26 protein-coding genes are annotated in these 25,673 nt (G+C 57.5%); 14 read left to right on the top strand and 12 right to left on the bottom strand.

Features of this window, described 5'->3' with window-relative positions; all coding sequences use genetic code 11:
* Nucleotides 1-221 precede the first annotated feature (221 nt).
* The 5 genes from E6W33_RS11320 to E6W33_RS11300 all read left to right on the top strand — a co-directional run bounded on the left by E6W33_RS11320 (nucleotide 222) and on the right by E6W33_RS11300 (nucleotide 4,167).
* Complete coding sequence (locus tag E6W33_RS11320) at nucleotides 222-644, top strand: DUF1178 family protein (protein ID WP_136417390.1); 423 nt, start codon at nucleotides 222-224, stop codon at nucleotides 642-644.
* Nucleotides 645-849: 205 nt separating this feature from the next.
* On the top strand, nucleotides 850-2,046 hold the full coding sequence (locus E6W33_RS11315) for an acyl-CoA dehydrogenase family protein (protein WP_136417389.1): 1,197 nt from the start codon (nucleotides 850-852) through the stop codon (nucleotides 2,044-2,046).
* A 7-nt stretch (nucleotides 2,047-2,053) separates the two neighbouring features.
* Complete coding sequence (locus E6W33_RS11310; protein WP_136417388.1) at nucleotides 2,054-3,193, top strand: acyl-CoA dehydrogenase family protein; 1,140 nt, start codon at nucleotides 2,054-2,056, stop codon at nucleotides 3,191-3,193.
* A gap of 26 nt (nucleotides 3,194-3,219) precedes the next feature.
* Nucleotides 3,220-3,675: a MaoC family dehydratase gene (locus E6W33_RS11305; protein ID WP_136417387.1), complete on the top strand. Its 456-nt coding sequence runs from the start codon at nucleotides 3,220-3,222 to the stop codon at nucleotides 3,673-3,675.
* Nucleotides 3,676-3,711: 36 nt separating this feature from the next.
* Nucleotides 3,712-4,167 (top strand): MaoC family dehydratase, encoded by a 456-nt coding sequence (locus tag E6W33_RS11300; protein WP_136417386.1) that lies wholly within the window; start codon nucleotides 3,712-3,714, stop codon nucleotides 4,165-4,167.
* A gap of 98 nt (nucleotides 4,168-4,265) precedes the next feature.
* Here E6W33_RS11300 and E6W33_RS11295 read toward each other — a convergent pair whose 3' ends face one another.
* The 4 genes from E6W33_RS11295 to E6W33_RS11280 form a co-directional block, all read right to left on the bottom strand.
* Nucleotides 4,266-4,958, bottom strand: coding sequence for a glutathione binding-like protein (locus E6W33_RS11295; RefSeq protein WP_136417385.1), 693 nt, complete (start codon nucleotides 4,956-4,958; stop codon nucleotides 4,266-4,268).
* Nucleotides 4,959-5,062: 104 nt separating this feature from the next.
* On the bottom strand, nucleotides 5,063-6,127 hold the full coding sequence (locus E6W33_RS11290; protein ID WP_136417384.1) for a phosphotransferase family protein: 1,065 nt from the start codon (nucleotides 6,125-6,127) through the stop codon (nucleotides 5,063-5,065).
* 113 nt (nucleotides 6,128-6,240) lie between these two features.
* Entirely contained in the window at nucleotides 6,241-6,945 is a 705-nt protein-coding gene (locus E6W33_RS11285; RefSeq protein ID WP_168798609.1) for a histidine phosphatase family protein, read from the bottom strand.
* Nucleotides 6,942-7,721, bottom strand: coding sequence for an enoyl-CoA hydratase (locus E6W33_RS11280; RefSeq protein ID WP_136417383.1), 780 nt, complete (start codon nucleotides 7,719-7,721; stop codon nucleotides 6,942-6,944). The genes E6W33_RS11285 and E6W33_RS11280 overlap by 4 nt, the downstream gene beginning before the upstream one ends.
* Nucleotides 7,722-7,874: 153 nt before the next feature.
* Between E6W33_RS11280 and E6W33_RS11275 the strand changes: the two genes are divergently transcribed.
* Entirely contained in the window at nucleotides 7,875-8,525 is a 651-nt protein-coding gene (locus E6W33_RS11275; protein ID WP_136417382.1) for a glutathione S-transferase, read from the top strand.
* Nucleotides 8,526-8,583: 58 nt separating this feature from the next.
* Here E6W33_RS11275 and E6W33_RS11270 read toward each other — a convergent pair whose 3' ends face one another.
* The 3 genes from E6W33_RS11270 to E6W33_RS11260 form a co-directional block, all read right to left on the bottom strand.
* A complete protein-coding gene (locus E6W33_RS11270) occupies nucleotides 8,584-9,732 on the bottom strand; it encodes an HD domain-containing phosphohydrolase (protein ID WP_136417381.1) in 1,149 nt (382 codons plus the stop codon).
* Between the two features lie 184 nt (nucleotides 9,733-9,916).
* On the bottom strand, nucleotides 9,917-11,104 hold the full coding sequence (locus tag E6W33_RS11265) for a pyridoxal phosphate-dependent aminotransferase (RefSeq protein ID WP_136417380.1): 1,188 nt from the start codon (nucleotides 11,102-11,104) through the stop codon (nucleotides 9,917-9,919).
* Nucleotides 11,105-11,137: 33 nt separating this feature from the next.
* Nucleotides 11,138-11,596 carry a putative toxin-antitoxin system toxin component, PIN family gene (locus E6W33_RS11260; protein ID WP_136417379.1) on the bottom strand — a complete coding sequence of 153 codons (459 nt, stop codon included), beginning with the start codon at nucleotides 11,594-11,596 and terminating at the stop codon, nucleotides 11,138-11,140.
* A gap of 34 nt (nucleotides 11,597-11,630) precedes the next feature.
* On the opposite strand from E6W33_RS11260, the gene yaaA reads away from it, so the two are divergent.
* Nucleotides 11,631-12,407 (top strand): peroxide stress protein YaaA, encoded by a 777-nt coding sequence (yaaA, locus tag E6W33_RS11255; RefSeq protein ID WP_136417378.1) that lies wholly within the window; start codon nucleotides 11,631-11,633, stop codon nucleotides 12,405-12,407.
* Nucleotides 12,408-12,446: 39 nt separating this feature from the next.
* Here the strand turns inward: yaaA and E6W33_RS11250 are convergent, their stop codons facing one another.
* Nucleotides 12,447-13,244, bottom strand: coding sequence for an outer membrane protein assembly factor BamD (locus E6W33_RS11250; protein ID WP_136417377.1), 798 nt, complete (start codon nucleotides 13,242-13,244; stop codon nucleotides 12,447-12,449).
* A gap of 44 nt (nucleotides 13,245-13,288) precedes the next feature.
* On the opposite strand from E6W33_RS11250, the gene E6W33_RS11245 reads away from it, so the two are divergent.
* Complete coding sequence (locus E6W33_RS11245) at nucleotides 13,289-14,323, top strand: RluA family pseudouridine synthase (protein WP_136417376.1); 1,035 nt, start codon at nucleotides 13,289-13,291, stop codon at nucleotides 14,321-14,323.
* A 15-nt stretch (nucleotides 14,324-14,338) separates the two neighbouring features.
* Entirely contained in the window at nucleotides 14,339-15,088 is a 750-nt protein-coding gene (pgeF, locus tag E6W33_RS11240; protein WP_136417375.1) for a peptidoglycan editing factor PgeF, read from the top strand.
* A gap of 32 nt (nucleotides 15,089-15,120) precedes the next feature.
* Here the strand turns inward: pgeF and E6W33_RS11235 are convergent, their stop codons facing one another.
* A complete protein-coding gene (locus tag E6W33_RS11235; RefSeq protein ID WP_136417374.1) occupies nucleotides 15,121-15,366 on the bottom strand; it encodes a hypothetical protein in 246 nt (81 codons plus the stop codon).
* Nucleotides 15,367-15,418: 52 nt separating this feature from the next.
* On the opposite strand from E6W33_RS11235, the gene phaC reads away from it, so the two are divergent.
* The 5 genes from phaC to E6W33_RS11210 all read left to right on the top strand — a co-directional run bounded on the left by phaC (nucleotide 15,419) and on the right by E6W33_RS11210 (nucleotide 21,128).
* A complete protein-coding gene (phaC, locus tag E6W33_RS11230) occupies nucleotides 15,419-17,134 on the top strand; it encodes a class I poly(R)-hydroxyalkanoic acid synthase (protein ID WP_136417373.1) in 1,716 nt (571 codons plus the stop codon).
* 282 nt (nucleotides 17,135-17,416) lie between these two features.
* A complete protein-coding gene (phaR, locus tag E6W33_RS11225) occupies nucleotides 17,417-17,974 on the top strand; it encodes a polyhydroxyalkanoate synthesis repressor PhaR (RefSeq protein ID WP_136417372.1) in 558 nt (185 codons plus the stop codon).
* Between the two features lie 105 nt (nucleotides 17,975-18,079).
* Nucleotides 18,080-19,447: a 30S ribosomal protein S12 methylthiotransferase RimO gene (gene rimO, locus E6W33_RS11220; protein ID WP_136417371.1), complete on the top strand. Its 1,368-nt coding sequence runs from the start codon at nucleotides 18,080-18,082 to the stop codon at nucleotides 19,445-19,447.
* Nucleotides 19,448-19,918, top strand: coding sequence for a hypothetical protein (locus E6W33_RS11215; RefSeq protein WP_136417370.1), 471 nt, complete (start codon nucleotides 19,448-19,450; stop codon nucleotides 19,916-19,918).
* 19 nt (nucleotides 19,919-19,937) lie between these two features.
* Entirely contained in the window at nucleotides 19,938-21,128 is a 1,191-nt protein-coding gene (locus tag E6W33_RS11210; RefSeq protein WP_136417369.1) for a cystathionine beta-lyase, read from the top strand.
* A gap of 8 nt (nucleotides 21,129-21,136) precedes the next feature.
* On the opposite strand, the gene E6W33_RS11205 is transcribed toward E6W33_RS11210, so the two are convergent.
* From E6W33_RS11205 to E6W33_RS11195, 3 genes are all read right to left on the bottom strand, one after another.
* Nucleotides 21,137-23,929: an EAL domain-containing protein gene (locus E6W33_RS11205; RefSeq protein ID WP_136417368.1), complete on the bottom strand. Its 2,793-nt coding sequence runs from the start codon at nucleotides 23,927-23,929 to the stop codon at nucleotides 21,137-21,139.
* A 1-nt stretch (nucleotide 23,930) separates the two neighbouring features.
* A complete protein-coding gene (locus E6W33_RS11200) occupies nucleotides 23,931-25,067 on the bottom strand; it encodes an FIST N-terminal domain-containing protein (RefSeq protein ID WP_136417367.1) in 1,137 nt (378 codons plus the stop codon).
* A 216-nt stretch (nucleotides 25,068-25,283) separates the two neighbouring features.
* On the bottom strand, nucleotides 25,284-25,646 hold the full coding sequence (locus tag E6W33_RS11195; RefSeq protein WP_136417366.1) for a hypothetical protein: 363 nt from the start codon (nucleotides 25,644-25,646) through the stop codon (nucleotides 25,284-25,286).
* Nucleotides 25,647-25,673 lie beyond the last annotated feature (27 nt).

Genomic DNA, 25,673 nt, shown 5'->3' with positions numbered 1-25,673 from the left:
CGCCTGTGACACGCCGCCTGAATATCCGATGGCTGATGCAGCAGCATCAGGCCGCTGCCTCTGCCGAAAGCGCGGATCGGTGGAAAAAATGTAAAATGTGGTTGACTTGAGCATTGGAAAGCCAGTCAGCAAGCGATGCTGGTTGCTCCGCTCAATGCAAGGCGCCGCTTTCGGGTGCCCCGGATTTTCATTTTTAACCCGTACCGATCACGCCGCTTTTCATGAAAGTCTACAACCTCAGTTGCGAACACGATCATCGTTTCGAAGGATGGTTTTCTTCGGAAGGGGATTTCAGTGCACAACTGGGAAAAGGCCTTATTCAATGCCCGGTATGTGAGAGTCACGGCATCAGGAAACTGCCGTCCGCACCGCGATTGAATCTATCGTCCGCACCAGCGCCACAGACTGATGTCAGCACGCAGATTCAGGCTGAAGTAATCGAGATGATGCGCAAGATCGTCGCCAATTCCGAGGATGTCGGCGAACGATTTGCCGAAGAAGCAAGGCGCATCCACTACAATGAAGCACCGGAACGCGCCATCCGCGGTACCGCCTCAAAATCCGAGTGCACGGCCCTGGCCGAAGAAGGGATTGAAGTGATGTCCCTCCCCGTGCCGGCCGCACTGAAACAACCCCTCCAGTAAGCGTTCCGGGCTGCAGCCAGCAGCGTCGCGTGATTCTTCCTGTCGTTACTACGGCGCAGTTGGAGAAAGCCGCTGGAAAAGCGGATTCTTGACATAAAAACAAGCGCATACGCACACTCCATAAATTCGCAACACATAGTAAAAATCCACTGTATAATCGTTTGCGAACGGTCGTGCTTTTTAGCCGGGACAACAAGGAGACAGCATGGATTTGAACTACTCAGCGGAGGATTTGGCCTTCCGCGATACTGTTCGCGCCTTCCTGGATGCGAACCTGCCGAAAGATTTGCAACAAAAGGTCCTCAATCACAAACGCCTCTCCAAGGACGATCTGGTCCGTTGGCACAAGATTGTTGCCAAGCAGGGCTGGGTAGGCACCGGCTGGCCGGTGGAGTACGGCGGCACCGGCTGGACGCCGGTACAGCGCCATATCTGGGAAGAGGAATGCGCGCACGCCGGGACGCCGCCTATCCTGCCCTTCGGTGTGAACATGGTGGCGCCGGTGATCATGGCCTTCGGCAATGAGGCGCAAAAACGCCACTACCTGCCTCGCATTCTGAATTGCGACGACTGGTGGTGTCAGGGTTATTCCGAACCCGGCTCCGGCTCCGACCTTGCGTCGTTGAAGACCCGCGCCGAGCGTCAGGGTGATCACTACATCGTCAATGGACAGAAGACCTGGACCACTCTAGGGCAGCATGCAGACATGATCTTCTGCCTGGTGCGCACCGATCCGAATGCGCGCAAACAGGAAGGCATTTCCTTCCTCCTGATCGACATGCATACGCCCGGCATCACGGTTCGTCCGATCATCATGCTCGATGAAGAGCATGAAGTGAATGAAGTGTTCTTCGACAACGTGAAAGTGCCGGTCGAAAATCTGATTGGCGAAGAGAACAAGGGCTGGACCTACGCGAAATACCTGCTCGGCCACGAACGTACGAACATCGCCGCGGTCGGCCGCGCCAAGCGTGAATTGCTGTTCCTCAAGCGCCTCGCCAACAAGCAGACGAAGAACGGCAAACCGCTGCTCGACGATCCGCTGTTCTCGGCAAAAGTCGCGAGCCTCGAAATCGAACTCATGGCATTGGAAGTCACCGTGCTGCGCGTTCTCTCGCAAGACCATGCGAAGCGCGGCCCCGGACCGGAGGCGTCGATGTTGAAGGTCAAGGGCACTGAAATTCAGCAGACTCTCACCGAGCTGATGGTGGAAGCCGCCGGCCCTTACGCGATGCCTTTCGATCCGGAATATCTGGAAGGGAAGAAGGAACACAGCGTCACGCAGCAGGATGATGCCGCGCCGCTTGCGCCGTACTACTTCAACTATCGGAAGACGTCGATCTACGGCGGTTCCAATGAAATTCAGAGAAACATCATCACCCAGATGATTCTGGGACTGTGAGGCGAGCATGGACTTCAATTTCACATCAGAGCAACAACAGTTCAAGGATGCCCTGCGTCGCTTCATCGACAAGGACTACACTTTCGAGCATCGCAACAAGATCGTCTATTCGGAAAAAGGCGTGTCGGACGAAGCGTGGGCAACGCTCGTCGAACTTGGCATGACGGCTTTGCCGATTCCGGAAGAGCAGGGCGGCTTCAGCGGGTCCGCAGTCGACATGCTCGTCGTGATGCAGGAACTGGGACGCGGCCTTGTCGTCGAACCGTATTTCGCAACCGTCCTGGGGGCGCAATTCTTGAAACTGGCGGGCGGGCAGGAAGCATTGCTCGAGCAAGTGGCCGGCGGCGAACTGAAACTTGCCGCAGCGCTTGGCGAAAAACAGTCACGTCATGAATTGTGCGACGTGGCGACAACGGCCAAGGCGGACGGGGACGGCTATGTGATCAACGGAGCGAAGACGGTTGTGATCCACGGCGCGCAAGCCGACAAGCTGATTGTCTCGGCGCGCACTGGCGGCGAGCAGCGCGCCGAGGACGGAATTTCCTTGTTCGTCGTGCCCGCAGACGCAGCAGGCGTCACGCGTCGCGATTACCGCACCATCGATTGCCAACGTGCCGCCGACATTACGTTCTCCAACGTGCGCGTGCCGGCTTCGGCATTGCTGGGCAAAGCAGGGGCGGGCTGGGATATCCTCGATGCAGCGGCCGATTATGGCCGGGCCTTGCTGTGCGCTGAAGCGGTTGGTGCAATGGACGCGCTCAATGCGGCGACCCTGGAGTACCTGAAGACTCGTCAGCAATTCGGCGTGCCGATCGGGAAATTCCAGGCATTGCAGCACCGGATGGCGGACATGTTCATGCAAGCCGAGCAGGCGCGGTCGATGGCGACCCTGGCGGCTGTGAAAGTGTCGTCGTCGGATGCGCAGGAACGTCGTCGCACCATATCCGGAGCCAAGGCGCGCATCGGGCAGGCACTGAAATTCGTCGGGCAGCAGGCGGTGCAACTGCACGGCGGTATGGGGGTGACCAATGAACTGCCGGCGGCGCATCACTTCAAGCGCCTGACCATGATTGAGCTGACTCTCGGCGATACCGACCACCACCTGGGTCGATTCACCGCGCAGCCTGGGTTCAAGGAAGCCGCCTAAACCGATAAGTCAAGGAGGGGACGAGCATGTCGCAATTGAAGTGGTATTTTGAAGATTTTGAAATTGGCAAGACGATCCATGTCGGATCGCGCAGTGTGACTGAAGAAGAAATCATCGACTTTGCGACAAAGTTCGATCCCCAACCGTTTCACGTGGACAAAGAGGCCGCCAGGCATTCGATCTATGGCGACATCATCGCCAGCGGTTGGCATACCTGCAGCATGATGATGCGGCTGATGGTCGACGGCTTTTTGCGCGAGGCGTCAAGCCTCGGATCACCGGGCGTGGACGAAATCCGCTGGATCAAACCGGTACGCGGCGGCGATACACTGACCGTCACCACGACTGCACAGGAGATTCGTCCTTCTTCCAGCAAACCTGATCGTGGTGTCGTGGTCACCTTGTGGGAGGCCAAGAATCAGCACGGCGAATTGGTGGCGACCATCAAGGGAATGGGGATGTTCAAGCGACGCCCCCAATAGCCGGCGGATCAAATCAATAATTATCATGGAGGCGACATGCGGGTTATCGCATCAGTGGAAGAACTGAAGAGTTTGGTTGGGCAGGAGGTGGCGGTCACGGACTGGATCACGATCAGCCAGGAGAGAGTGAACCTGTTCGCAGAGGCAACGGGAGACCATCAATGGATACACATTGATGTGGAACGTTCGCGCAAGGAATCGCCCTACGGCGGCACCATTGCGCATGGCTTTCTCACGCTCTCGCTGCTGCCAATGATCATGGAGGGCGCTGTCTCCATGTCCATGTCAAAGATGGGCGTGAATTACGGGCTGAACAAAGTGCGCTTCCCGGCGCCGGTTCCTGTCGGAAGCAGAATCCGTGGGCGCATGACGCTAAAGGAAGTGGAAGACATCCAGGGTGGCGCTCAAATCACCTGGAGTGTGACGCTGGAGCGTGACGGCGGCGACAAGCCGGTCTGCGTGGCGGAGTCGATCTCGCGTCGTTACTGGTAATTGAACACAGCCGACGGGGCTGGACTGCAAGAATTGATGGAGAAGGGCACGAGGAACCAAGGTTCGTCGTGCCCTTTGTATATGGAGCGTCGGAACGCTTAGTGCCGTTGGTACTGGGTTGCGCCGAAGAGGATTTCCTTCGACTTGTCGTCGAGTAGCGGTTTTCGCGCATTTGCCAGCACTTCGACGCCGCGCATCACGGCCGGGCGTTCGCTGATCTCGTCGAACCAGCGCTTCGCATTCGGATAATCGTCCCAGTCAATGCCCTGGTTCTTCCATGAGCGCAGCCAGGGGAAGGTCGCAATGTCGGCGATTGTGTATTCGTCGCCGGCCAGATACGCATTCTTCGACAATTGCCGGTCGATGACACCATACAAGCGCTTGGCTTCATTGGTGTAGCGGTTGATCGCGTATTCGATTTTTTCCGGCGCATAGATGCGGAAGTGATGTGCCTGCCCGAGCATCGGCCCGACGCCGCCCATCTGGAACATCAGCCATTGCAGCGTCATGAACTTTTGCCTGTCCGGCTCGCCGAGGAACTTGCCGGCTTTGCTGGCGAGGTAGACGAGAATGGCACCGGATTCGAACAGGGAAATCGGTTTGCCGTCGGGGCCGTCAGCATCGACGATGGCGGGAATCTTGTTGTTGGGGGAGATCGCCAGGAATTCAGGCTTGAACTGATCGCCCTGGCCGATGTTGATATGGTGTACCCGATAGGGCAGGCCACACTCCTCCAGCATGATGTGTACCTTGTGGCCATTCGGCGTGGCCTCGGAATAGACGTCGATCATTTTTTCTCCTGCTTGTTTTTCTGGAATCTCAAACGCCACATGATTATGCAGCGGTTTGAGATTCTTCGCTTTGAGCAGGATGCCTGATTACCGCATTGCCTCGGTCAGCTCTTCTGGCCGGATGCGTACTTCCAGCCCATCTCCGCCATCGGCCGGGTCGACTGGCCGTTCTTCAGCGCGGCCTCGCTCGCGGCAGTGCCGTCGACATAGCGTTTCATGATGCCTTGCAAAATACCCGCCATGCGGAACATGTTGTAGGCAAGATAGAAATTGAAGTCCTGCTTGCGGATGGTTTTGCCGGTCCGTTCGCAATACTTCGCGATGTACTCGTCTTCGCTCGGAATGCCGAGTGCTTTCAGATCAAGCCCGCCAATGCCGCGGAACTGGTCGTGTGCGATATGCCAGCTCATGCAGTGGTAGGAGAAGTCGGCCAGGGGATGACCCAATGTCGACAATTCCCAATCCAGCACGGCCAGCACGCGTGGTTCGGTCGGATGGAAAATCATATTGTCCAGGCGATAGTCGCCATGGACGATGCTGGTTTCGTCGCCCGGAGGAATATTATTCGGAAGCCATTCGATCAGATGGTCCATGGCTTCGATCTTTTCGGTCTCCGACGCGCGGTACTGCTTGGTCCAGCGGTCGATCTGGCGGGCGAAGTAATTGCCCGGCTTGCCGAAATCGGCCAGGCCGATGGCAGCGTAATCGATCGTGTGCAGCTGGGAGATCACGCGGTTCATTTCGTCATAATGCGCGGCGCGTTCCGCCGGCGTCATGCCAGGCATCGCCTGATCCCATATCACGCGGCCGTCGACGAATTCCATGATGTAGAAGGCGCGGCCGATGACCGACTCATCGTTGCAGAGCGCGTACTGCTTCGCCGCCGGGAATCCCGCCTTGTTGAGCGCATTCATGACGCGGAATTCGCGGTCGATGGCATGGGCGGAGGCCAGCAGCTTTGCGGCTGGTCCGGGTTTTGTGCGCAGTACGTAGCTCTTGCCGTCGGCGGTCAGCTTGAACGTTGGGTTGGACTGGCCGCCTTTGAACTGCTCGACGCTCAGCTCGCCCGAAAACCCCTCGACGTGCTCATGCATATAGGTTTGCATGGCCGCGATATCGAACTTCTGGCGATCCGAAACCGGACGTGTGCCCATGAATTCTTCGAACATCTTGTCTCCTTTGTCATAGACGCGAATTAGGTATTAAGCGATTTTACCGCATAAAAACGTACGACCGTACTATTTCATGATACTTGTCCTGCCGGACAGACGGATGCGGGCTGCTATAAGCCGCGCGACTTCTTGTACTGCTCCAGCAGGATTTCCATCGTCGTATGGCGCGTGTCGCCTTGCAGCTCGGAGAGCGGCGAGTAATTGACCATGCGCACAACCCAATCGGCATGATGATCGCCGATGTCGATCGCATTGATGCATCCTGCGGTCTGCGCCAGGTTGCCGAGGAACAAGCGCTGGTTGGTCAGCGCATAGGACAGAATGGCACGATTGACGCCGCCATGCAGCACCAGCAACACGGTGTCCCAAGACTTGTCGGCGCGCAGCCGATCGATACAGGGATGTACGCGGTCCATCAATTGCCCGATGGTTTCACCGCCGAGGAACTGCTTGTGTTCCGGCACCAGGCCATCGAATGCGCCTACAAAGGCTTCCTTCAGGCTTTCGTCCGGAATGGCAGACAGTTTTCCGCCGCGCAGTTCCTCAAGGTCGCTCCAATGCTCGAGTTCGATTTCCTGCCCGGTTTCGGCCAGCACGCGCGTGGCGGTCTCCACGGTTCGAGGGAGGCCGGACACAATGACCCGATCGAAATACAGATTCTCCTGCGCGAATACCTGGCCGGCAGCACTCGCTTGCTCGCGGCCCAGCTCGTTCAGCGGCACCATTTCAGGGAGGAAGGGCTTGCCCTCGTTATCGAAATACGTGACGCTGCCATGGCGCATCAGGTAGATACGCCGCCTTTTTTGGGAAGTCATTTGTAGTGGGGCTTTCTTTTTTCGAGGAATGCGCTGATGCCTTCTTGCGCATCGCGATGATGCAGGCTTTCGACAAAATTCCGCTTTTCCGATTCGAAGTGCTGCGCAAGTGTATTGTCGAGCGCCTCGTGCGTGAGCGATTTGATGCGCTCGACTGCGTTTGGCGAGCGTACCGACAGGTCTTCGGCCCAGGCCAGCGCCGTGTCCAGCGCGGTACCGTCGGCAACCAGTTTGTTGACGAGACCAAGTTCATGCAATCTTGGCGCTAAAATGGGTTTGCCTTCGAGCAGTATCTCTGCGGCGAGCTGGCGCGGCAGTGCCCGTGTCAGGAACCACGAACCACCGCCATCCGGCGTCAGCCCGACGTTGACATAGGCCATGACAAACTTTGTCGATGCGCCGGCCACGATCAGGTCGCAGGCGAGCGCCAGGGAGAAGCCGGCCCCGGCGGCGACGCCTTCGACAGCGGCAATGACCGGTTTCGGACAATCGCGGATCGCTTCGACCCATCCGTGCAGGTTATCGATGGATTCTGCCTGCACCGACTTGTCCCGGCTCCGGTTCTCCAGGAGACGATTGAGATTGCCGCCAGAGCAAAAGCATTGGTCGGCGCCGGTCAGTACCACAGCCCGGACCGAGTCGTCGCGCTCGGCGGTCGACAGGGTCTCGATGGCGGCGGCATACATGTCCGGGTGCAGCGCGTTTTTTGCGCCGGGGTTGGACAATGTCAGAATCAGCGTTGCATCTTGGCGTGAAGCTTGGAGTTCGGCGGACATGTGTGGGTCGAGTGAGTGGCTTATGATCGATATTATTGCCGAAATGTGCGGAATCGGTTTGTTCATCCGTCAAACGCATTGGGAGCGGCCAGCAAGCACGCGCAGCTTGAGGTAAGCTTGAACGTTCCATATCAACAACTCAGGGAGACACCCATGCTGAAACTCTGCGGCTTCGCCGTCAGCAATTACTACAACAAAGTCAAATTCGCCTTGCTTGAAAAAGGCGTTGCATTTGAGGAGGAGCTGGTCTGGACTGATCGTTCGCCCGAGTTGCTCGCACGTTCGCCGCTCGGCAAAGTGCCGTTCTTCGAAACGGAGCAAGGAACCCTGTGCGAATCGCAGGTGATGATGGAGTATCTCGAAGCAGCCTACCCGGAAAAGCCTTTGCTGCCGGCCGATCCGTTTGCGGCGGCGAAGGTACGCGAACTGATCACTTTCATGGAACTGCATCTGGAACTGGTGGCGCGCGAGCTGTATGCCGAAGCGTTCTTCGGCGGCAAGGTAAGCGATGAGGTCAAGGAGCGGACACAAAAGCTCTTGACCCGCAATGCAAAGGCCTTTGCCCGGTTGGCTAAGTTTTCGCCGTTTATCGCCGGCGCGGAATTCACGATGGCGGACTGCGCAGGGCTGGCACATCTGCCCTTGGTTAGCCTCGCGTCGAAGGCCATCTACGGCACGGACGTGCTGGTGGATTTGCCTGTACGCGAGTACACACGCATGCTGGGTGAGCGCCCGACTGCGCAACGGGTCAACGCGGACCGCAAGGCGAATCAGGAATTGATGATGAAACGCAAGAGCACCTGACACAATGTGCGCTGCAATCCGATGCCGGGTTGCGAATGACGTTCATTGCCAGGTCTGATCAGAGCGCCGCTTCTTCTCCCCAGAGTTGCTGCATGCTGAACCGCAAAGTCGCCTGCTGTCCTGAAAGGAGATCGCGGATCGCATACAGCTCCTTGCCAGTGTCGCGCTGGATGGGGAAGGACAAGGGCGCGCCGCGTGGTCCGATGAAGGAATGGACGATCGGCGTGTTGGCAGCTTTCCCCTTGCGGGTCACGACAGCGATTTCGCCATTCTGGAGACGGACGAAACTACCTGGAGGCTGTGGCCCCAACTCCTTGATGAAGTATGCCGCGAGCATGGGATCGCTCGGTTTTCCGTCGGGAAGCAGCACGTCGCGCAATGCCGCGCTCGGCAGGAGCGTCTTGCGGTATTTTCTGATGGAGACGGACGCGCAGTAGCGGTCGGCCAAGGCAAGGATTTTTGCGTTTTGCGGTATTTCCTTGATCTCTTTTCCAAGCGGATAACCCGAACCATCTTCGTTTTCGTGATGAAGTTCGACATAGGAGAGCCATGCCGGATTGGTGATGCCGACCTGCTTCAGGATTTCCACGCCTTTCTCGGCATGCGTCTTGATGATTTCAGTTTCGGCAGGCGTAAGGGGCTCCTGCTTGTTTTCCAATTGGTCTTGCTGCCGCAGCATCGCGATGTTCATCGTTAATGCGGCAGCCATGGTGACTTGTATCTCGTCCGGGGACTTCTTCATCGCTCGCGAAATCAGTTGTGCAATCAGTGCAGTGTCGACGCAGTGTCGCACCGCGTAATTGGCCGCGGCCTGATTAAGAAACACGCTTGCGATCGCAATGTCGGCGTTAATGTCGAACGCGTAGGAAAGCGCTTTGGCGACTTCGAGAATCTTGCCCTGCGCGTTGTCTTCGTTATTCAGGTTGTAGAGCAGACGTTCGAGGCGCTTGGTGGCGAGATTAATGAAGCGTAATGCGGAGGGAATTTCGAGCCGGACAGCTTGCGCTTCTTTCTTTGCCTGGGCGAGACGTTCTGCCTGGCCGGCATCAATGAAGACGCCGCGCTGCACCAGTTCTTCCGCCAGGTGCTCGCTTTCGACGATGTAGCCTCGACGGAGCAGCAGTTTGTTCCCCTCGCCATAGACATCAAATGGCAGCGGTTCGCCCACGACAAGGTCGGCAATACTGAGGCGTCGCTGGTCACTCATGCTACCCCTCCGAGTGAATTGGGTTGCGAGAACGGGAACTACACTGTCACATTTGCAACGTGGTGCGCAATATGGTGCGTATTGCTCGGTGGCCGTTTAACCGCTTGAGGCGGTTTTGCCACCAGGCGCTATGATTGTTATCGGTTGTTTTTGCGCACTATTGAGGTGCAGCATAAGAGACTTTTTACAGGCTTGCAAGCCTTTCAAGTGCCGACCGCAGGGTTTCGTCCTTCTTCGCAAAGCAGAAGCGCACGATGCCGGATTCCTTCGGCTGGTTGTAGAAGGCGGATACAGGAATGGCGGCGACGCCGATTTCCGCCGTCAGCCATTTCGCGAAGTCGGCTTCCGGCATCGACGAGATGTCCGAATAGTCGACACACTGGAAATACGTGCCATCCGACGGCAAGAGCTTGAACCGGGTTGTATTCAGCCCGCTGCGGAACAGATCGCGCTTGCGTTGATAGAAAATCGGCAGCTCGAGATACGGGCGGGGATCTGCCATGTACTGCGCAAGGCCGTGCTGTACCGGCGTATTGACGGTAAACACGTTGAACTGGTGCACCTTGCGAAACTCCGCACTGAGCGCTGCCGGGGCCGCGACATAACCGACTTTCCAGCCAGTGACATGATAGGTTTTTCCAAAACTCGAAATGACGAATGAGCGCGCCGCGAGCTCGGGATGGCGGCAGACCGATTCATGGCGCGCGCCGTCGAACACCATGTGTTCGTAGACTTCGTCCGACACGACAAGGATATTCGTTCCACGAACGATATCGGCCAATGTTCGGATATCCGCCTCGCGCAGCACCGATCCGGTTGGATTGTGTGGCGAATTGATCATGATGAGCCTGGTCCGGGCATTGATCGCGGCGGCGACCTTCGACCATGGCACCGAATAGCCTTGTGGACCGACTTCCATTTGCACGAATACTGGTTTGCCGCCCGCAAGCTCGATCGCCGGGACGTAGCTGTCGTAGACCGGCTCGATGATGAGCACCTCATCACCAGGATGCACACAGCACAGGATGGCTGTCAGGATGGCCTGGGTTGCCCCTGCCGTCACCGTTATTTCGGTCGCAGCATCGTATTTGTGCTGGTAGATTCCCGCGATCTTCGCCGCAATCGCCTCCCGAAGCGCCGGCACGCCCGTCATCGGCGGATATTGGTTCAGGCCGCCTTTCATGGCGCCTGTCACCGCATCAATCAATGCCGGATCGCAGTCGAAGTCGGGAAAACCCTGTCCGAGGTTGACTGCGCTTTTTTCCGTCGCTAGCGCGGACATGACCGTGAAAATCGTGGTACCCACGTTGGGCAGCCGGGATTGCAGCGTGGGCAGGTGATCGGTCAGGGCGGGGGTGGCTGGCGTGTTCATGCTCGGTCAGTGAGATAAGGTGAATGTGGCATTTTATACAGAGCACTGCAGCGATGCATCGAGTGACCATTTTTCGGGTGTCACAATGCCGAACAAGCCTGCGCGCGCGGTTCGCCTGGCGAGCTTCAGGAGTGCCTTGTCCTTGGTGATCAGCGTTTGCGCAAACGCGTCGCGTGCCAGTTCGAGAAATTTCTGATCGTCCGGATCGCTGCAGACGGGCAATTGGACGTCCACGCGTGGACGCGTCTCATCAGTCGAGACACAGGTAATCAAGGCATCGAATTCTGCGGCGGCGATCGGGCGCGTCTCCGGATCCAGCGGCAAGTGTTTGTATTCGAGGACCATTAACCATTCGGTTCGGCAGTCGCTACGCGTGACTGCTTCGACGGTGCGATTGCGAAGCGCGGCCAGCAGAGACGCCCAGCGTGGATCGCGGAAGACAAACAAGTCCAGACAAACGTTGGTGTCGAGAACAATGCGTTTCGGTATCATTGCGGCCAATCTTGATTATTCAAACCGGATTCAAATGCTGATCGTTCTGTCGCCTGCCAAAACCCTCAACTATGACACACCAGCGTCTACGGATAAATACACCTTGCCGGATTTTATCGAGCATTCCGCCGAGCTGATCAACACCTTGAAACGGCTCTCGCCGGCACAGCTTGCCAGCCTCATGCGTATTTCCGATCCCTTGGCTGTGCTGAACGTCGCGCGATATGCATCCTGGACACGCGAATTTACCCGGCCAGCCGCAAAGCAGGCGATCCTGGCATTCAACGGCGATGTCTACGAGGGGTTGAGCGCATCAACTTTGTCGAAAAGGCAACTTGACTACACGCAGACCCACATCCGTATTTTATCCGGCCTGTACGGCGTGCTGCGCCCGCTGGATCTGATGCAGCCCTACCGTCTAGAAATGGGCACGCGGCTGGCGAACGCGCGCGGCAAGGATTTGTATGCATTCTGGGGCGGTGTCGTGACAGAGGCACTCAATGAAACCATGCGAACGAAGAAGTCCGACATGCTGGTCAACCTTGCCTCGGAAGAGTACTTCAAGGCGGTCAAGCCAAAACTGCTGCGCGCGCAAGTCGTCACGCCGGTTTTTGAAGACTGGAAAGGCGGCAGGTACAAGGTGATTTCGTTCTATGCGAAACGGGCGCGCGGCTTGATGGCGCGTTTTGCGGCAGAGAACGGGATCAGGCGAGTGGAGAAGCTGAAGGCATTTGACGCCGAAGGCTATGCGTTCGACGAGAAAGCCTCGACCGAAAAAAGCTGGGTGTTCCGACGGCGGGTCGCGGACTGACCCGCCGAGGTTGTTCGAATTGTCGAATGCGTAACGGCCTTACCAGATCTTCCACCAAGGTCCGCTGCGATCGGGACCGCCTTTGAAAAAGACGCTGTTCGGGAAATTCTTCCGCATCACACGCTCCGCGTCATCGCGCAATTCCGGCAGGCCGAGCGCATCATAAGAACGCACCATGATGAACAAGGCTTCCTCGATCGCCGGTGCGTCACGGTATTCATTCACCGCGATCTGTGCGCGATTCGCCGCCGCCAGGTAAGCGCCGCGGCGATAGTAGTAATCGGCCACGTGCACCTCATACTGCGCCATCGCATTGACCAGGTACTTCATGCGGGCGAGCGCATCCTTGGTGTAGATGCTGTCAGGAAAACGCTCGGCCAGCTGCTTGAACGAGTCGAAGGCGTCGCGCGCGGCTTTCGGGTCGCGTTCGCTCGGATCCTGCTTCGACAGAAAGTCGAGAAAGCTGACCTTGTCATTGAAGTTGATCAGCCCGCGCAGGTAGTACATGTAGTCGACGTTCGGGTGATTCGGATGCAGCTTGATGAAGCGCTCGACGGCCGCCAGGGCTTGCGCCTGGTCGCCCTGGCGATAATAGGCGTAAGCGACTTCCATCTGTGCCTGTTGTGCGTACGTCCCGAACGGATAACGCGATTCCAGCTTTTCAAAGTACTGGACTGCTTTTTCAAAATTACCGCTCGACAATTCGTCGCGGGCCTCCGAGTATAATTTGGAGGCTGACCAATCCTTGGTTTCGTCGATCTTCTCCGGGAACAGACCGCATCCGGACAGGGACAAAGCAAGGGCAATGGCAGCGAACTTCAACGATCTTTTATGCATGACGTTTGCGAGAGCACATCTGGACAAGGCCACGATTATAGCCGATGCAGCTTGCAGCGATATCAACTGAAACGCCCATTTTGAACCAATCCATACCTGAAACCGATATTGACGATGGCGATGTTGACAGCGCCGCGCCGGAGTTGTCCCCGATTGTACTGAAGCTGACGCCCGAATTCTGTGGCGTGCGACTGGACAAGGTGATGTCGCAACTTGTTCCTGAGTACTCACGCAGCCGCCTGCAGCAATGGATCGATGCCGGATACGTGACCATCGACGGTCAGCCGGCACGCGCGAAGACACCCGTTCTCGGCGATGAAACCATTATCATTCAGCCGCAGGCCGCGCCGGAAGAACAGGCGTTCAAGCCTGAGCCGATGGACCTGGCGATTGTCCACGAAGATGCTGCGATCCTGGTGCTCGACAAGCCGGCGGGCCTGGTGGTGCATCCGGCTGCGGGCAATTGGTCCGGAACTTTGCTCAACGGTTTGCTGCATCATTTGCCATCGCTTGCCGGCGTGCCGCGTGCCGGCATCGTGCATCGACTGGACAAGGACACCAGCGGCTTGATGGTCGTGGCGAAGACGCTCCAGTCGCAAACCGATCTGGTGCGCCAGTTGCAAGCCCGGACCGTCAAGCGCGAATACCTGGCTCTGGTCTGGGGCACGCCACGGGCGAATGGAGTAGTCGATGCGGCGATCGGCAGGCATCCGCGCGATCGCATCAAGATGGCCGTCTCGGAACACGAAAGCGCAAAGCCCGCGGTCACGCATTATCAACGCGTCGCGGCAGGTACGCTGGACGGCCGGGCGGTGAGTCTGGTGCGCTGTCAATTGGAAACTGGCCGCACACACCAGATTCGGGTTCACATGCAAGCGATCGGCTTTACGCTGGTGGGCGATCCCTTGTACGGGAAGCCGCATCTGGCTTCCGTGTTCGGGCGCCAGGCGCTGCACGCGTATCGCCTCGGCCTGATTCATCCATCGTCCGGCAAGCCGATGGAATGGACGGCTGGCTTGCCGGCCGATTTGACAGAGTTGCTGCAGCGTGCCGGCATCAACGATTTTGTCATTGAATGATTTCACGGCGAACGCATGGATTTCATCACTCCCGACTGGATCAACGCTCCCGCCAACGTAGGTGCGATATCGACCACGCGGACGGGCGGATTCAGTCGTACGCCTTATGACGATGGGGCGGGCGGCGGTGGTCTGAACCTGGGCACACATGTGGGCGATGATCCCGATGCCGTGGCAAAGAATCGCGCGCTGCTGCGCACAGCGTTACGTGGTGAGCCCGCATGGTTGTCGCAGGTGCACGGCACTGTCGTGCTTGACGCGGCCGATGCAACGAACGCGCCGAACGCGGACGCGAGCATTGCAACGCAGGCCGGCGTCGTGTGCGTCATCCAGACGGCGGATTGCCTTCCCGTCCTGTTTTGCGACGTGCAGGGCCGCGTCGTCGGCGCTGCGCATGCCGGCTGGCGCGGGCTGGCATCCGGCGTACTGGAAAACACTGTCTTACGCATGCGCGATGCAGGCGCGGGCGATATCCTCGCCTGGATGGGGCCGGCAATCGGCCCTCGTTCCTTTGAGGTGGGACAGGATGTGTTCGACGCCTTTGTCGAACGCGATGCGTCAATGGCATCGGCATTCAGGGCGCTACCCGATCAGCGGAAATATCTGGCGGACATTTACCGTCTTGCCCGCACCAGGCTGGCAAGCGCGGGGGTAGGGCAAGTCTATGGAGGCGGGTTGTGCACAGTGACGGAGGCGCGGCGCTTTTACTCCTATCGACGCGACAAGGTCACCGGGCGGATGGCGTCGTTGATTTGGCTCAAGTAGGCCCTGCACAGAATCGGCGAATATGCCGATCGTCAATCGGACGCCTCTGCTTTTGTTTCCTCTTTCGCGGATGTCAATGCTTCGGCTGACGGTGCAGGCGGAAATTTTTGCGGGTTCGCACGGTCGCGTTTGCGTCGGGGACTACCCATCACGTATAAAATGATCGCCAGGGGCAACACGCCATACAGCAGGAAGGTCATTATCCCGGCAATCACTGATTGCTCGGTGATTGACATCATCAATACAACATAAATCCATGCGATGGCGACGATATACATAAATCTTTAGCACTCCCGATCCGTAACATTACGCCATATTAGAGAAAGAAGCATGAACATGTTCCCGCCTCAAGCCGGTGCCAACGCATGGATGTCGCAACTCGCCGATCCGAACGCGTGGCAGGCGTGGCTGAAAACGCCTCCGCTCGATACCAAGCCGATTACGGCAACCATCAAGGAATTCGGCGCCACGATTGATCCGACAGTCGTTGCGCAATTGCAAAATCAGTACATGCAGCAGTTGTCCGCCTTATGGCAGGAAATGCTGAATTCAAAGACGCCGGCAATCTCCGACAAGAGGTTCTCCGGCGCGGAATGGAAAACGAATCCCTTGTATGCCTTCAACGCGGCGGCCTACCTGCTGAACGCACGATTCCTGACATCGATGGCCGACTCCGTCGAGGCGTCGCCCAAGGCAAAGCAAAAGATCCGGTTTGCGGTCCAGCAGATGGTGGACGCCATGTCGCCTGCGAACTTCCTGGTGACCAATCCGGAGGCGCAGAAGAAGATCATCGAAACCAAGGGTGAGAGCCTCACAAAAGGCATTGCGCACATGCTCGAGGATCTGCAAAAAGGGCATATCTCTCAGTCCGATGAAACGGCTTTCTCGGTCGGCAAGAACGTCGCCAATACCGAAGGCGCCGTCGTTTTTGAAAACCAGCTTTTTCAGTTGATTCAGTACAAGCCGCTGACGAAAAAAGTGTACGAGCGGCCGCTGCTGTTGGTGCCGCCGTGCATTAACAAGTATTACATCCTCGACCTGCAGCCCGAGAACTCTCTCGTACGTTACGCGATTGAGCAAGGACACACGGTGTTTCTCGTGTCATGGGTGAATCCGGACGCCTCGCTAGGGCATCTGACTTGGGACGACTATATTCTTGAAGGCGCAGTGCGGGCGATCAAGGTGGCGCAGGAGATATCCGGGCAGGAGCAAATCAACGCACTCGGATTTTGCGTCGGCGGGACGATTCTCTCCGCGGCACTGGCCTTGCTCTACGGCCGTCGCGAGAACCCGGTTGCCAGCATGACGCTGCTGACCGCGCTGCTCGATTTTTCCAATACCGGCGTCATCGACGTCTTTATCGACGAGGCGCAGGTTGCGATGCGCGAACAGTCCATTGGAAACGGCGGACTCATGCCAGGACGTGATTTCACCTCGGCGTTCTCCAGCCTGCGGCCAAACGACCTGGTGTGGAATTACGTGAATACGAATTACCTGAAGGGGGAAGATCCGCCGGCATTCGACCTTCTTTACTGGAACGCAGATGCGACGAATCTGCCGGGGCCGATGTTCTGCTGGTACCTGCGCAATCTGTATCTGGACAACAGCCTGCGGGTGCCGGGCAAGCTCAGCGTCGCGGGAGAGAAGATCGATCTGTCGAAGATCGATGCTCCGGCCTTCATTTACGGATCGAAAGAAGATCACATCGTGCCGTGGACGGCTGCATTCGAATCCACTCAGCTGATCAATCCGAAGAAACGCAATCGCAATCGCTTCATTCTTGGTGCGTCGGGCCATATTGCAGGCGTGATCAACCCGCCTGCGAAGAAGAAGCGCAGCTATTGGACCAATGATCACGCTACGGACAACGCACAGGATTGGTTGAACGCAGCGAAGGAGAATCCGGGAAGCTGGTGGCCCGAGTGGTCCGCGTTCCTGGCCAAGAATGCCGGAAAACAGATCGCCGCACCGCGCAAGTATGGCAATGCGCAGTACAAGGCGATCGAGCCGGCACCGGGCCGATATGTAAAGGTCAAGGCAGGTTAGGCAGAAACAGGGTTGGGGCCGGCCTTTCGTCTGGAAGACGGCCCCGATCTGCAAACAGCGTTATTTCATTGTCTGCTGTCAATATTGCAATAATTCACTTCCGGGCCTCGGATCAGCAGGGCGTATTTGCCGGATGCATTGCAATAAGTCTATAAAAACCTGGCAATACTTGGGTAAATCTTTGTTTTTTCGCACTATAATAAAACTGCCTCAGGCGAACAGTTGTTCGCTTTTTTTACGAAACGGCATAAATGCGTTGCGACGCAATAACTGGAATTTTCGATGAATAGTGCAAAAAAGATTTCTGAGCGCTTGATCAAGAAGTATCCGAACCGCCGTCTTTACGACACGCAGACAAGTTCCTACATCACCTTGTCCGATGTGAAGCAGTTGGTGCTCGATAATGAAGAGTTCACCGTCGTCGATGCCAAGACCGATGAAGACCTGACCCGCAGCATCCTGCTGCAAATCATCCTGGAAGAAGAAGCAAGCGGTACGCCGATGTTTTCCAGCGGTGCCTTGTCGCAGATCATTCGCTATTACGGGCACGCGATGCAGGGGATGATGGGTTCCTATCTGGAGAAGAATATCCAGGCTTTCATCGACATCCAGAACAAGCTGGCCGAGAGCTCCAAGGGGTTCTACGAGGGCAAGCCGTTCAGCCAGGAGATGTGGACCCAGTTCATGAATGTGCAGGGTCCGATGATGCAAGGGATGATGAGCAATTACATCGAGCAGAGCAAGAACCTGTTCATGCAGATGCAGGAGCAGATGCAGAACCAGACCAAGAACATGTTCGGCAGTTTTCCGTTCGTGCCGACCGATAAAAACAAGAAATAATTCAAGCGCTTACGGCTTGTCGGAAGAGTAAGCAATTTCTCGGTTTCGGCAAGAAACAGTGCATGAGAGGGTACAATAGCGGATTCGCTTTGTACCCTTTTTCTTATGTCTTCTCAATCCTCCAAGACGGACCTGCCCAAAGTCGGATTCGTCTCCCTCGGTTGCCCTAAAGCGCTGGTCGACTCGGAACAAATCATTACGCAATTGCGCGCAGAAGGTTACGAGACAGCCAACTCGTATAACGGTGCTGACCTCGTCATCGTCAATACCTGCGGCTTCATCGACGCCGCCGTGCAGGAGTCGCTCGACGCCATCGGCGAAGCCTTGCATGAAAACGGCAGAGTCATCGTCACCGGCTGCCTTGGCGCGAAAAAAGATGCCGAAGGCAAGGACATCATTCACAGCGTTCATCCGAAAGTGCTGGAAGTCACCGGGCCGCATGCGCTCGGCGAAGTGATGTCCGCCGTGCACAAGCATTTGCCCAAGCCGCATGATCCCTTTCTCGATCTGGTGCCGGCGCAGGGCATCAAGCTCACGCCGAAGCATTACGCCTACCTGAAGATTTCCGAGGGCTGCAACCATCGCTGCAGCTTCTGCATTATTCCGTCGATGCGTGGCGACCTGGTGTCGCGTCCGATTGCCGACGTCATGCTGGAGGCGGAAAACCTCTTTAAGGCGGGTGTCAAGGAATTGCTCGTCATTTCCCAGGACACTAGCGCCTACGGGGTGGATGTGAAGTTCCGTACCGGCTTCTGGAACGGCAAGCCGGTCAAGACGCACATGACGCAGCTCGCGACAGCGCTTGGCGAAGTGGCCGCGCAATATGGCGCATGGGTACGTCTGCATTACGTGTATCCCTATCCGCATGTTGACGATGTGATTCCGCTGATGGAACAGGGCAGGGTGTTGCCCTACCTCGATGTGCCGTTGCAGCATGCACATCCTGAGGTGTTGAAACGCATGAAGCGTCCCGCCAACGGCGAGAAGAATATCGAACGTATCCAGGCGTGGCGCAGGATGTGCCCGGACATCACGATTCGCTCCACGTTCATTGCCGGATTCCCGGGTGAAACCGAAGCGGAATTCGAATATCTGCTGGACTTCCTGAAAGAAGCGGAGATCGACCGCCTCGGTTGCTTCTCCTATTCGCCGGTGGACGGCGCGACCGCAAATGCGTTGCCGAACCCGATTCCGGAAGAGGTGCGCGAAGAGCGTCGCGCGAGGGTGATGGAATTGCAGGAAGGGATTTCCAGGAAGCGCCTGCAGGCAAAGGTCGGAAAAACCATGCGCGTCCTGATTGATGAAGTATCGGCAAACGGCGGTGTGGCGCGCTCCGCGGCAGATGCGCCGGAGATCGACGGCGTGGTCTATGTCAAGCCGCCGTACGAGCCGCACAGGAAGTTGAAGGTTGGCGAATTTGTCGACGTGAAAATCACCGCAGCCGATGCGCATGACATGTGGGCGGAAGCATAAATGAAGCGAATGTTGGCACAATCACTGCTGGCCGTTGCACTGGCGATGGATATGACGGCCGCTTCAGCAGTGCAGTCGCAGGAAACACAGGCATCGACCGGCAAGATGCCGTTCATCGATCCGGTGACCTTGCGTGGCACATTGGGCGAGTCGCAAATACAGGCAACTCTGCGCAACAAGGCCGAGAAGGAGGAGGGGATAGAAGGAGAATATGTCATTCTCGGTAAGCCGCAACAGGTCTTGCTGGCAGGCGAACTTGAAGGCGACGATTTCTTCCTCGAAGAGTCCGAGAACGGCAAGGACGTGTCCGGGCAGTGGACCGGAAAACTGGTCGGCGACATCATCAGTGGCGAATGGCAATCCGCCGACGGCAAACTGACCAAACCCTTCACGGTCAGGATGATGCGCAGCGACGACAAGATCGGGACCGCCTCGACATCCAGATCATCGGGTCCGAGCAAGCAGCAATAAATCCGAATGGAGCACTAGCGTGGCAGATCGCAAATCCTTCCAAACTGCGCTGATTCATTCAGACTATCGGGCACCGGAAGGTTTTGCCGCTTTTCCGACACCCATCCATCACGCGTCGACCGTGCTCTTCGAAAACGTCGCGGCGCTTCGTTCACGCAACTGGCAGGACAAGACGTCCTATACCTACGGCCTGCACGGCACACCGACGACCTTCACGCTGGAAGCGCGGCTGGCGGAAATCGAAGGAGGCGAGCACTGCGTGCTTGCGCCCAGCGGATTGGCGGCGATTGCGATGGTTGATTTCGCACTGCTCAAGACTGGAGACGATGTCCTGATCCCGGATAACGTCTACAACCCCAATCGTGAACTTGGACGCTGGCTGGCGCAGGATTTCGGCGTCAACACGCGTTTCTATGACCCGATGATTGGCGCCGGCATTGCCGATCTGATTCAACCCAACACGCGCCTGATCTGGACCGAAGCGCCGGGGTCGGTATCGATGGAGGTGCCCGATATTCCTGCAATCTGCAAGGCGGCGCGGACAAGGCGCGCTGCCGGACAGGAAATTTACGTGGCGATCGATAACACCTGGTCGGCCGGCATTGCCTTCCGCGCATTCGATCATGGCGTCGATATCGTGATGCAGGCGCTGACCAAGTACCAGTCTGGCGGTTCGGATGTGCTGATGGGCGCGGTCATCACGCGCGACAAGGCGCTGCTGCACCGGCTGGAACTGGCGCATATGCGCATTGGCTTTGGTGTCAGCGCGGACGATACCTACCTCGTGCTGCGTGGCTTGCCCAGCATGAAGCTGCGCTTCGACGCACATGACACCGGGGCGCGCAAGGTCGCCACATGGCTGATGACGCGGCCGGAAATAGCGCGTGTGCTGCATCCCGCTTTCGAAGATTGTCCCGGCCATGAAACCTGGAAGCGCGATTTTACGGGTGCAGGCGGCTTGTTCTCTGTCGTGTTCGACGAGCAGTATGTCGAGGAACAGACCGATCGTTTCATAGACAGCCTGCAGCTTTTCAAGATCGGTTACAGCTGGGGTGGGTCGAACAGCCTGTGTGTTCCGTACCGCATCCAGTCGATGCGCAAGCAGTGGAGCGGCAAGGGACAACTGGTCCGCTTCAATATCGGGCTTGAAGATCCGGATGACTTGATCGCAGACATCGAACAGGCATTGTCGGCATTGCGATCGGCTTGAGCAGGCGCTCAGCTCGGGTCGGTCAGCAAGGTGGCGCCGGGCATGCGCGTCGAAGCGAATGCGAAAAAATTCTCGGGTGAGAGCGGTTTGCTGAAGTAGTTGCCCTGAATCTCGTCACAGCCCCGCTCCCGCAGGAAATCGAGTTGCGCCGCGGTTTCAACGCCCTCGGCAACCACCTTGACCTGCATGCGCTTGGCCATGGCAATGATCGCGTCCGCGATCGCGGCATCGGACAGATCGCCGGGCACGTCCTTGATGAAGGAACGATCGATCTTGATGATGTCGAGCGGGAAGTGCTTGAGGTGCGACAGCGACGAGTATCCAATGCCGAAATCGTCGATCGCAATGCTGATGCCCAGCTCGCGCAGTGCCGATAACATGTGAACAGTCTTGTCCGTGTTGTACATCATCATGCTCTCGGTAATTTCAATTTCCACCAGCGACGGATCAATACCGATTTCACGCAGCACGCGGGCAGTGTCGGCAATCAGATTGTCGTCCGTGAACTGGCGTGCAGACAAATTGACGGCGATGCGCATCGGCGGCAAACCCTGTTGTTGCCAAGCGAGATTCTGGCGGCATGATTCGCGCAAAACCCATTGCGACAGCGGTACGATCAGCCCCGTCTCTTCCGCCAGCGGAATGAAATGCGCCGGCGAGATCAGGCCGAGATCCGGATGGCGCCAGCGGACCAGCGCTTCAGCTCCGCTCACGCGTCCGTTTCTTGCATCCACCTTCGGCTGGTAATAGAGCAGCAGCTCTCCGCGTTCGATCGCGCGGCGCAGACCGGATTCCAGGGCCAGCAGTTTGGCCGAGTAGGCATCCATATTCGCCGAATAGAACTGGAAACTGTTCTTGCCGGTTTCCTTGGCGCGATACATCGCGATGTCGGCATGCTTCATCAATGAAAATTCATTGCGGCCATCATCCGGAAACAGGCTGATGCCGATGCTCGCCGTCATGTGGATCAACTGGCCGTCCAGCGGATATTCCTTGACCATCGCCGCCAGAATCTTGTGTGCGATGCCTGCGACCTGGCTGGTATCGCTTACTTCCTCGATCAGCACCACGAACTCGTCGCCGCCCAGGCGCGCCACCAAATCCTCGTGGCCGAAGCGCGCGACGAAATCGCTGCCATGCAGGCAGGAACCGATCCTCCGTCCCATCTCTTGCAGCAAACGGTCGCCGGCATTGTGGCCCAGGGTATCGTTGACGTTCTTGAAGCGATCGAGATCGATGAACAATACCGCGAGACGCGTGTTGTTGCGTTGAGCGTGAGCGATGGCATGCTGGAGGTGGCGATTGAACATGGCCCGGTTGGGCAGGTCGGTCAGCGAGTCGTGATAGGCAAGATGCTGGATATGGTTTTCCAGCTCTTTGCGCTCGGTGATGTCGCGTGCCAGCGAGAGCCAATGCTGCTGGCCGTCGATGTTGATCGGCCCCATGCGAATTTCGACCGGAAACGAAATGCCATCCTTGCGCCGATGACGACTCTCGACGGCGATCGGCGCGCCTTTCTCTGCCTGGTTCTGCAGGTATTTCAGGTCGCTCAGCGACAGGTCGGCATCGATATGCATGACCGTCATCGAAAGCAGTTCTGCCCGCGTGTAACCGAGGCTGTCGCAACCGCGCTGATTGACGTCGATAATGCGTCCCTCGATGTCATGGATGTAGAAACTGTCCGATGCCTGCTCGACCACGGAGCGGAAGTGCGCTTCACTCTCCCGCAAGGCTTGTTCAGTTTGCCTGCGCCGAAAGAATTGTCCGATGTGTCGCCCGATGAAATGCGCACTGTTCAGCATTTCTGAGTCGACATTCTGGGTATGTTTGCTGAAAAATTCCATCACCCCGATGATGTCGCCGCCGGCCTGTATCGGGAACGCAAATGCGGCCCGCAAACCGGCCTCGCATGCGGCTCCTGCGCGGGGAAACTGGCTGTCCGCGGTAACATCGCTGATCCAGGCCGGTTCACCGCGTTTCAGCACACGTCCGATCAGGCCGCCACAAGCAGGAAGCGCAATGGTTCGCTTCGAATTGTGGAAGAAGTCTTCGACGCGCCGGTTACCTATCGACCACGTGAATGCGCGCTCGAACAGGTTTTCCTGCCGTTTCAGCAGCCACAAGGCGCCGCAAGGCCAGCCAAGCGTTTCACAGATGGTCTCGATGATGCGAGGCATGGTTTCTTCAAGTACGTCGGATTCCGCCAGCAGGCGCGTAACGGTATGTTCGACGTATTGGCGCATTTCGACCTGCTTGCGCCGGGTGATATCCATGATGGTGCCGTGCAACCTGTCCACGCTCTTGTCGCGCCGAATGACAGCTTGCCCAAGGGCCCGTGCCCATCGCGTTTCTCCGTTGGGCAATTGCAGGCGGAACTCGATCTCGAAGTCCTTGCCGTCATTCAGGGCGGCGTGGGCAACCTCCTGCAGACGCACGCGATCCTGCCTTTGAACCCGTCGCAGGAATTGCCGGTAACTCGGGGCCGGCGACGATGCATCCTCGCCAAAAATCCGGAAACATTCTTCCGACCAGTGCCCTTTGGGCTCGCCGCGCTGGAATGACCAGTTGCCCAGGCCGGCGATTCTTTGTGCTTCTTCCAGCCGGTTGTACAACTCCTGCATTTCACGCGACGAAATGTCCTGCGTGCGCTCAATCAAATACCGCTCCTGGTCCGCCTCCGTGTAAGCACGATTGACGCGATCAAGAAATTGCAGCCACTGTTCCCGATCGGGTGGCGCGCCGGCAAGATCGATGCCGAGCTTTTTCAGTTGCCGCAGCAGTAGTGTGTGGTTGGGGCGCACGTTATGTTTCTGCGAAGGTCGTTAAGGTCATCGTTTGGTTATGCAGATCGCAACTGCCAGTCGTGTACGGCGAAATCTCGCCATAGGAATAAAAGCCGATCTGCTGCGTGGCCGCCGGCAGGTTTTCGAGCGTGCTTTCCGTTTCTTCCTCGACACGTTCGCCAAGCACCAGTCGCCGACCGACGCAACTGATCGCCGTTGCCAGCACCGGACCGGCCACAGGGCCGCCGCGCGCCTGGTCCGCTGCGACACTCGCACCATTGACCAGTCGATCGAAATTGGCCCGCATGAGTTGCGCGAGGAAGCCTTTCGGTACATCCCCCGCAAAAATCAATGCTTGATTGGATTCGTCGACCCCAAGAATAGTGCGCACCACCTGGCGAGAATTATTCGCGTCCTTGCGAATGGAAAGCGGAAACAGCAGCCCGGTGGCCGGCAATCCGGAGGCGCGTTCGCCAAGATATTCCTTGTAGAGTTCCAGTGCGGGTTTGCCGTCCAGCTCGTACAGAATGTTGGCATTCGAACGGGTAACCCTGCGTTCGGGGCCGAAGCTGTCCCAGCCGCCACGCGAGCCGTGCGTGACCCTCAGTCGGTCACCATACAGACCGACGGCGGTAATGATCCCGCTTTGCGGGCGACCATCACAGAGAACCCAGGTGCGCTTGAAACGGTCACCGTCGCCGGCCAGGCCGCCGGTAACGATGACATCCGCTGGCAGGGCGCCATTGAGGCCCTTTACCAGTTCGCTGCCATTGACGTTGAGGCCGTCCGACAGGACGAAGACGGCGCGCAGGCCGGACGGATCAAGCTGCATGGCGAGCCTTTCGGCCGCACTGCGCGACTCGCTCGCGTGTTCGATGCTGGCCGAGACCGAGGCAATGCGGCTGTGCTCAAAGCGCAGTGCCGCGACCGAGAGGCTGCGGTCCCCCACCAGCGGGCCGATGATTTCGCCAGCGGTGGAACAACCGATGAAATGCGATTGGGGATAGGCGGAGAGCAGTTCCGCGATGGGCGCCGGGGCGTCCATGTACTCCGGCGCCGCGAACACCATCAGCAGCGTACGAGGCGAATCCAGCGCGGGAAATGCATCCAGCGACCAGCCTCTCCCTGCTTGAAACGAAAACGTGCTCAACTTCATGCTGGTCTTCTCCTTGGCCGCCGTCAGTGTGCCGATAACTTGAATTTTTATCAACTCATGCGTGGCAACAGTCGCACATACGCTACACGTAGGCTTAATTCAGGTTACACCGTAAGAATGATGATTTCTAGAAATTGTTGGCAAAGAAGAGTCGGCATATGCGGCCACGCGTTCTCGAGCCATACGCCACACGGCATGGCTCAAGCGGAAGCAGTGTCAAACCGGCATTGCCTTGTTGTCATTCAGATCGAGCAAACCCTTCAGGAGCCGGTAGGCCTTCCAGATCCATACCACGCACCAGATCAGCCAGCCGATCGGTGCGCCGATCACGGTGATGAACAGGAGGCCGCCGATCATCATCCAGAAAAAATACCACCAGAACGAGCGGATCTGCCATGAATGATGACTGTAGACGAAGGTGCCGGCCGCATCGCCGCGCTTGATGTAGTTAAGGATCAACGGAATCCAGGAAAAGGCGCCGAGGGAGAAGAGAAAACTCGCGGCATGCATCAGATAAAGCCACCAGGCAAGATTCTTGGCGGATTGCAGCTTGGGATCGAACACGAGTTCCTGGACCATTCCGTCTCCTTGTGAAGCGCTTGTTTT

The organism is Herbaspirillum sp. ST 5-3, from assembly GCF_004804275.1.
In the GTDB taxonomy this organism is placed as follows: Bacteria; Pseudomonadota; Gammaproteobacteria; order Burkholderiales; family Burkholderiaceae_D; genus Noviherbaspirillum.
Note: the sequence above shows the minus strand (reverse complement) of the source record. Positions and strands in the feature narration are given on the sequence as shown.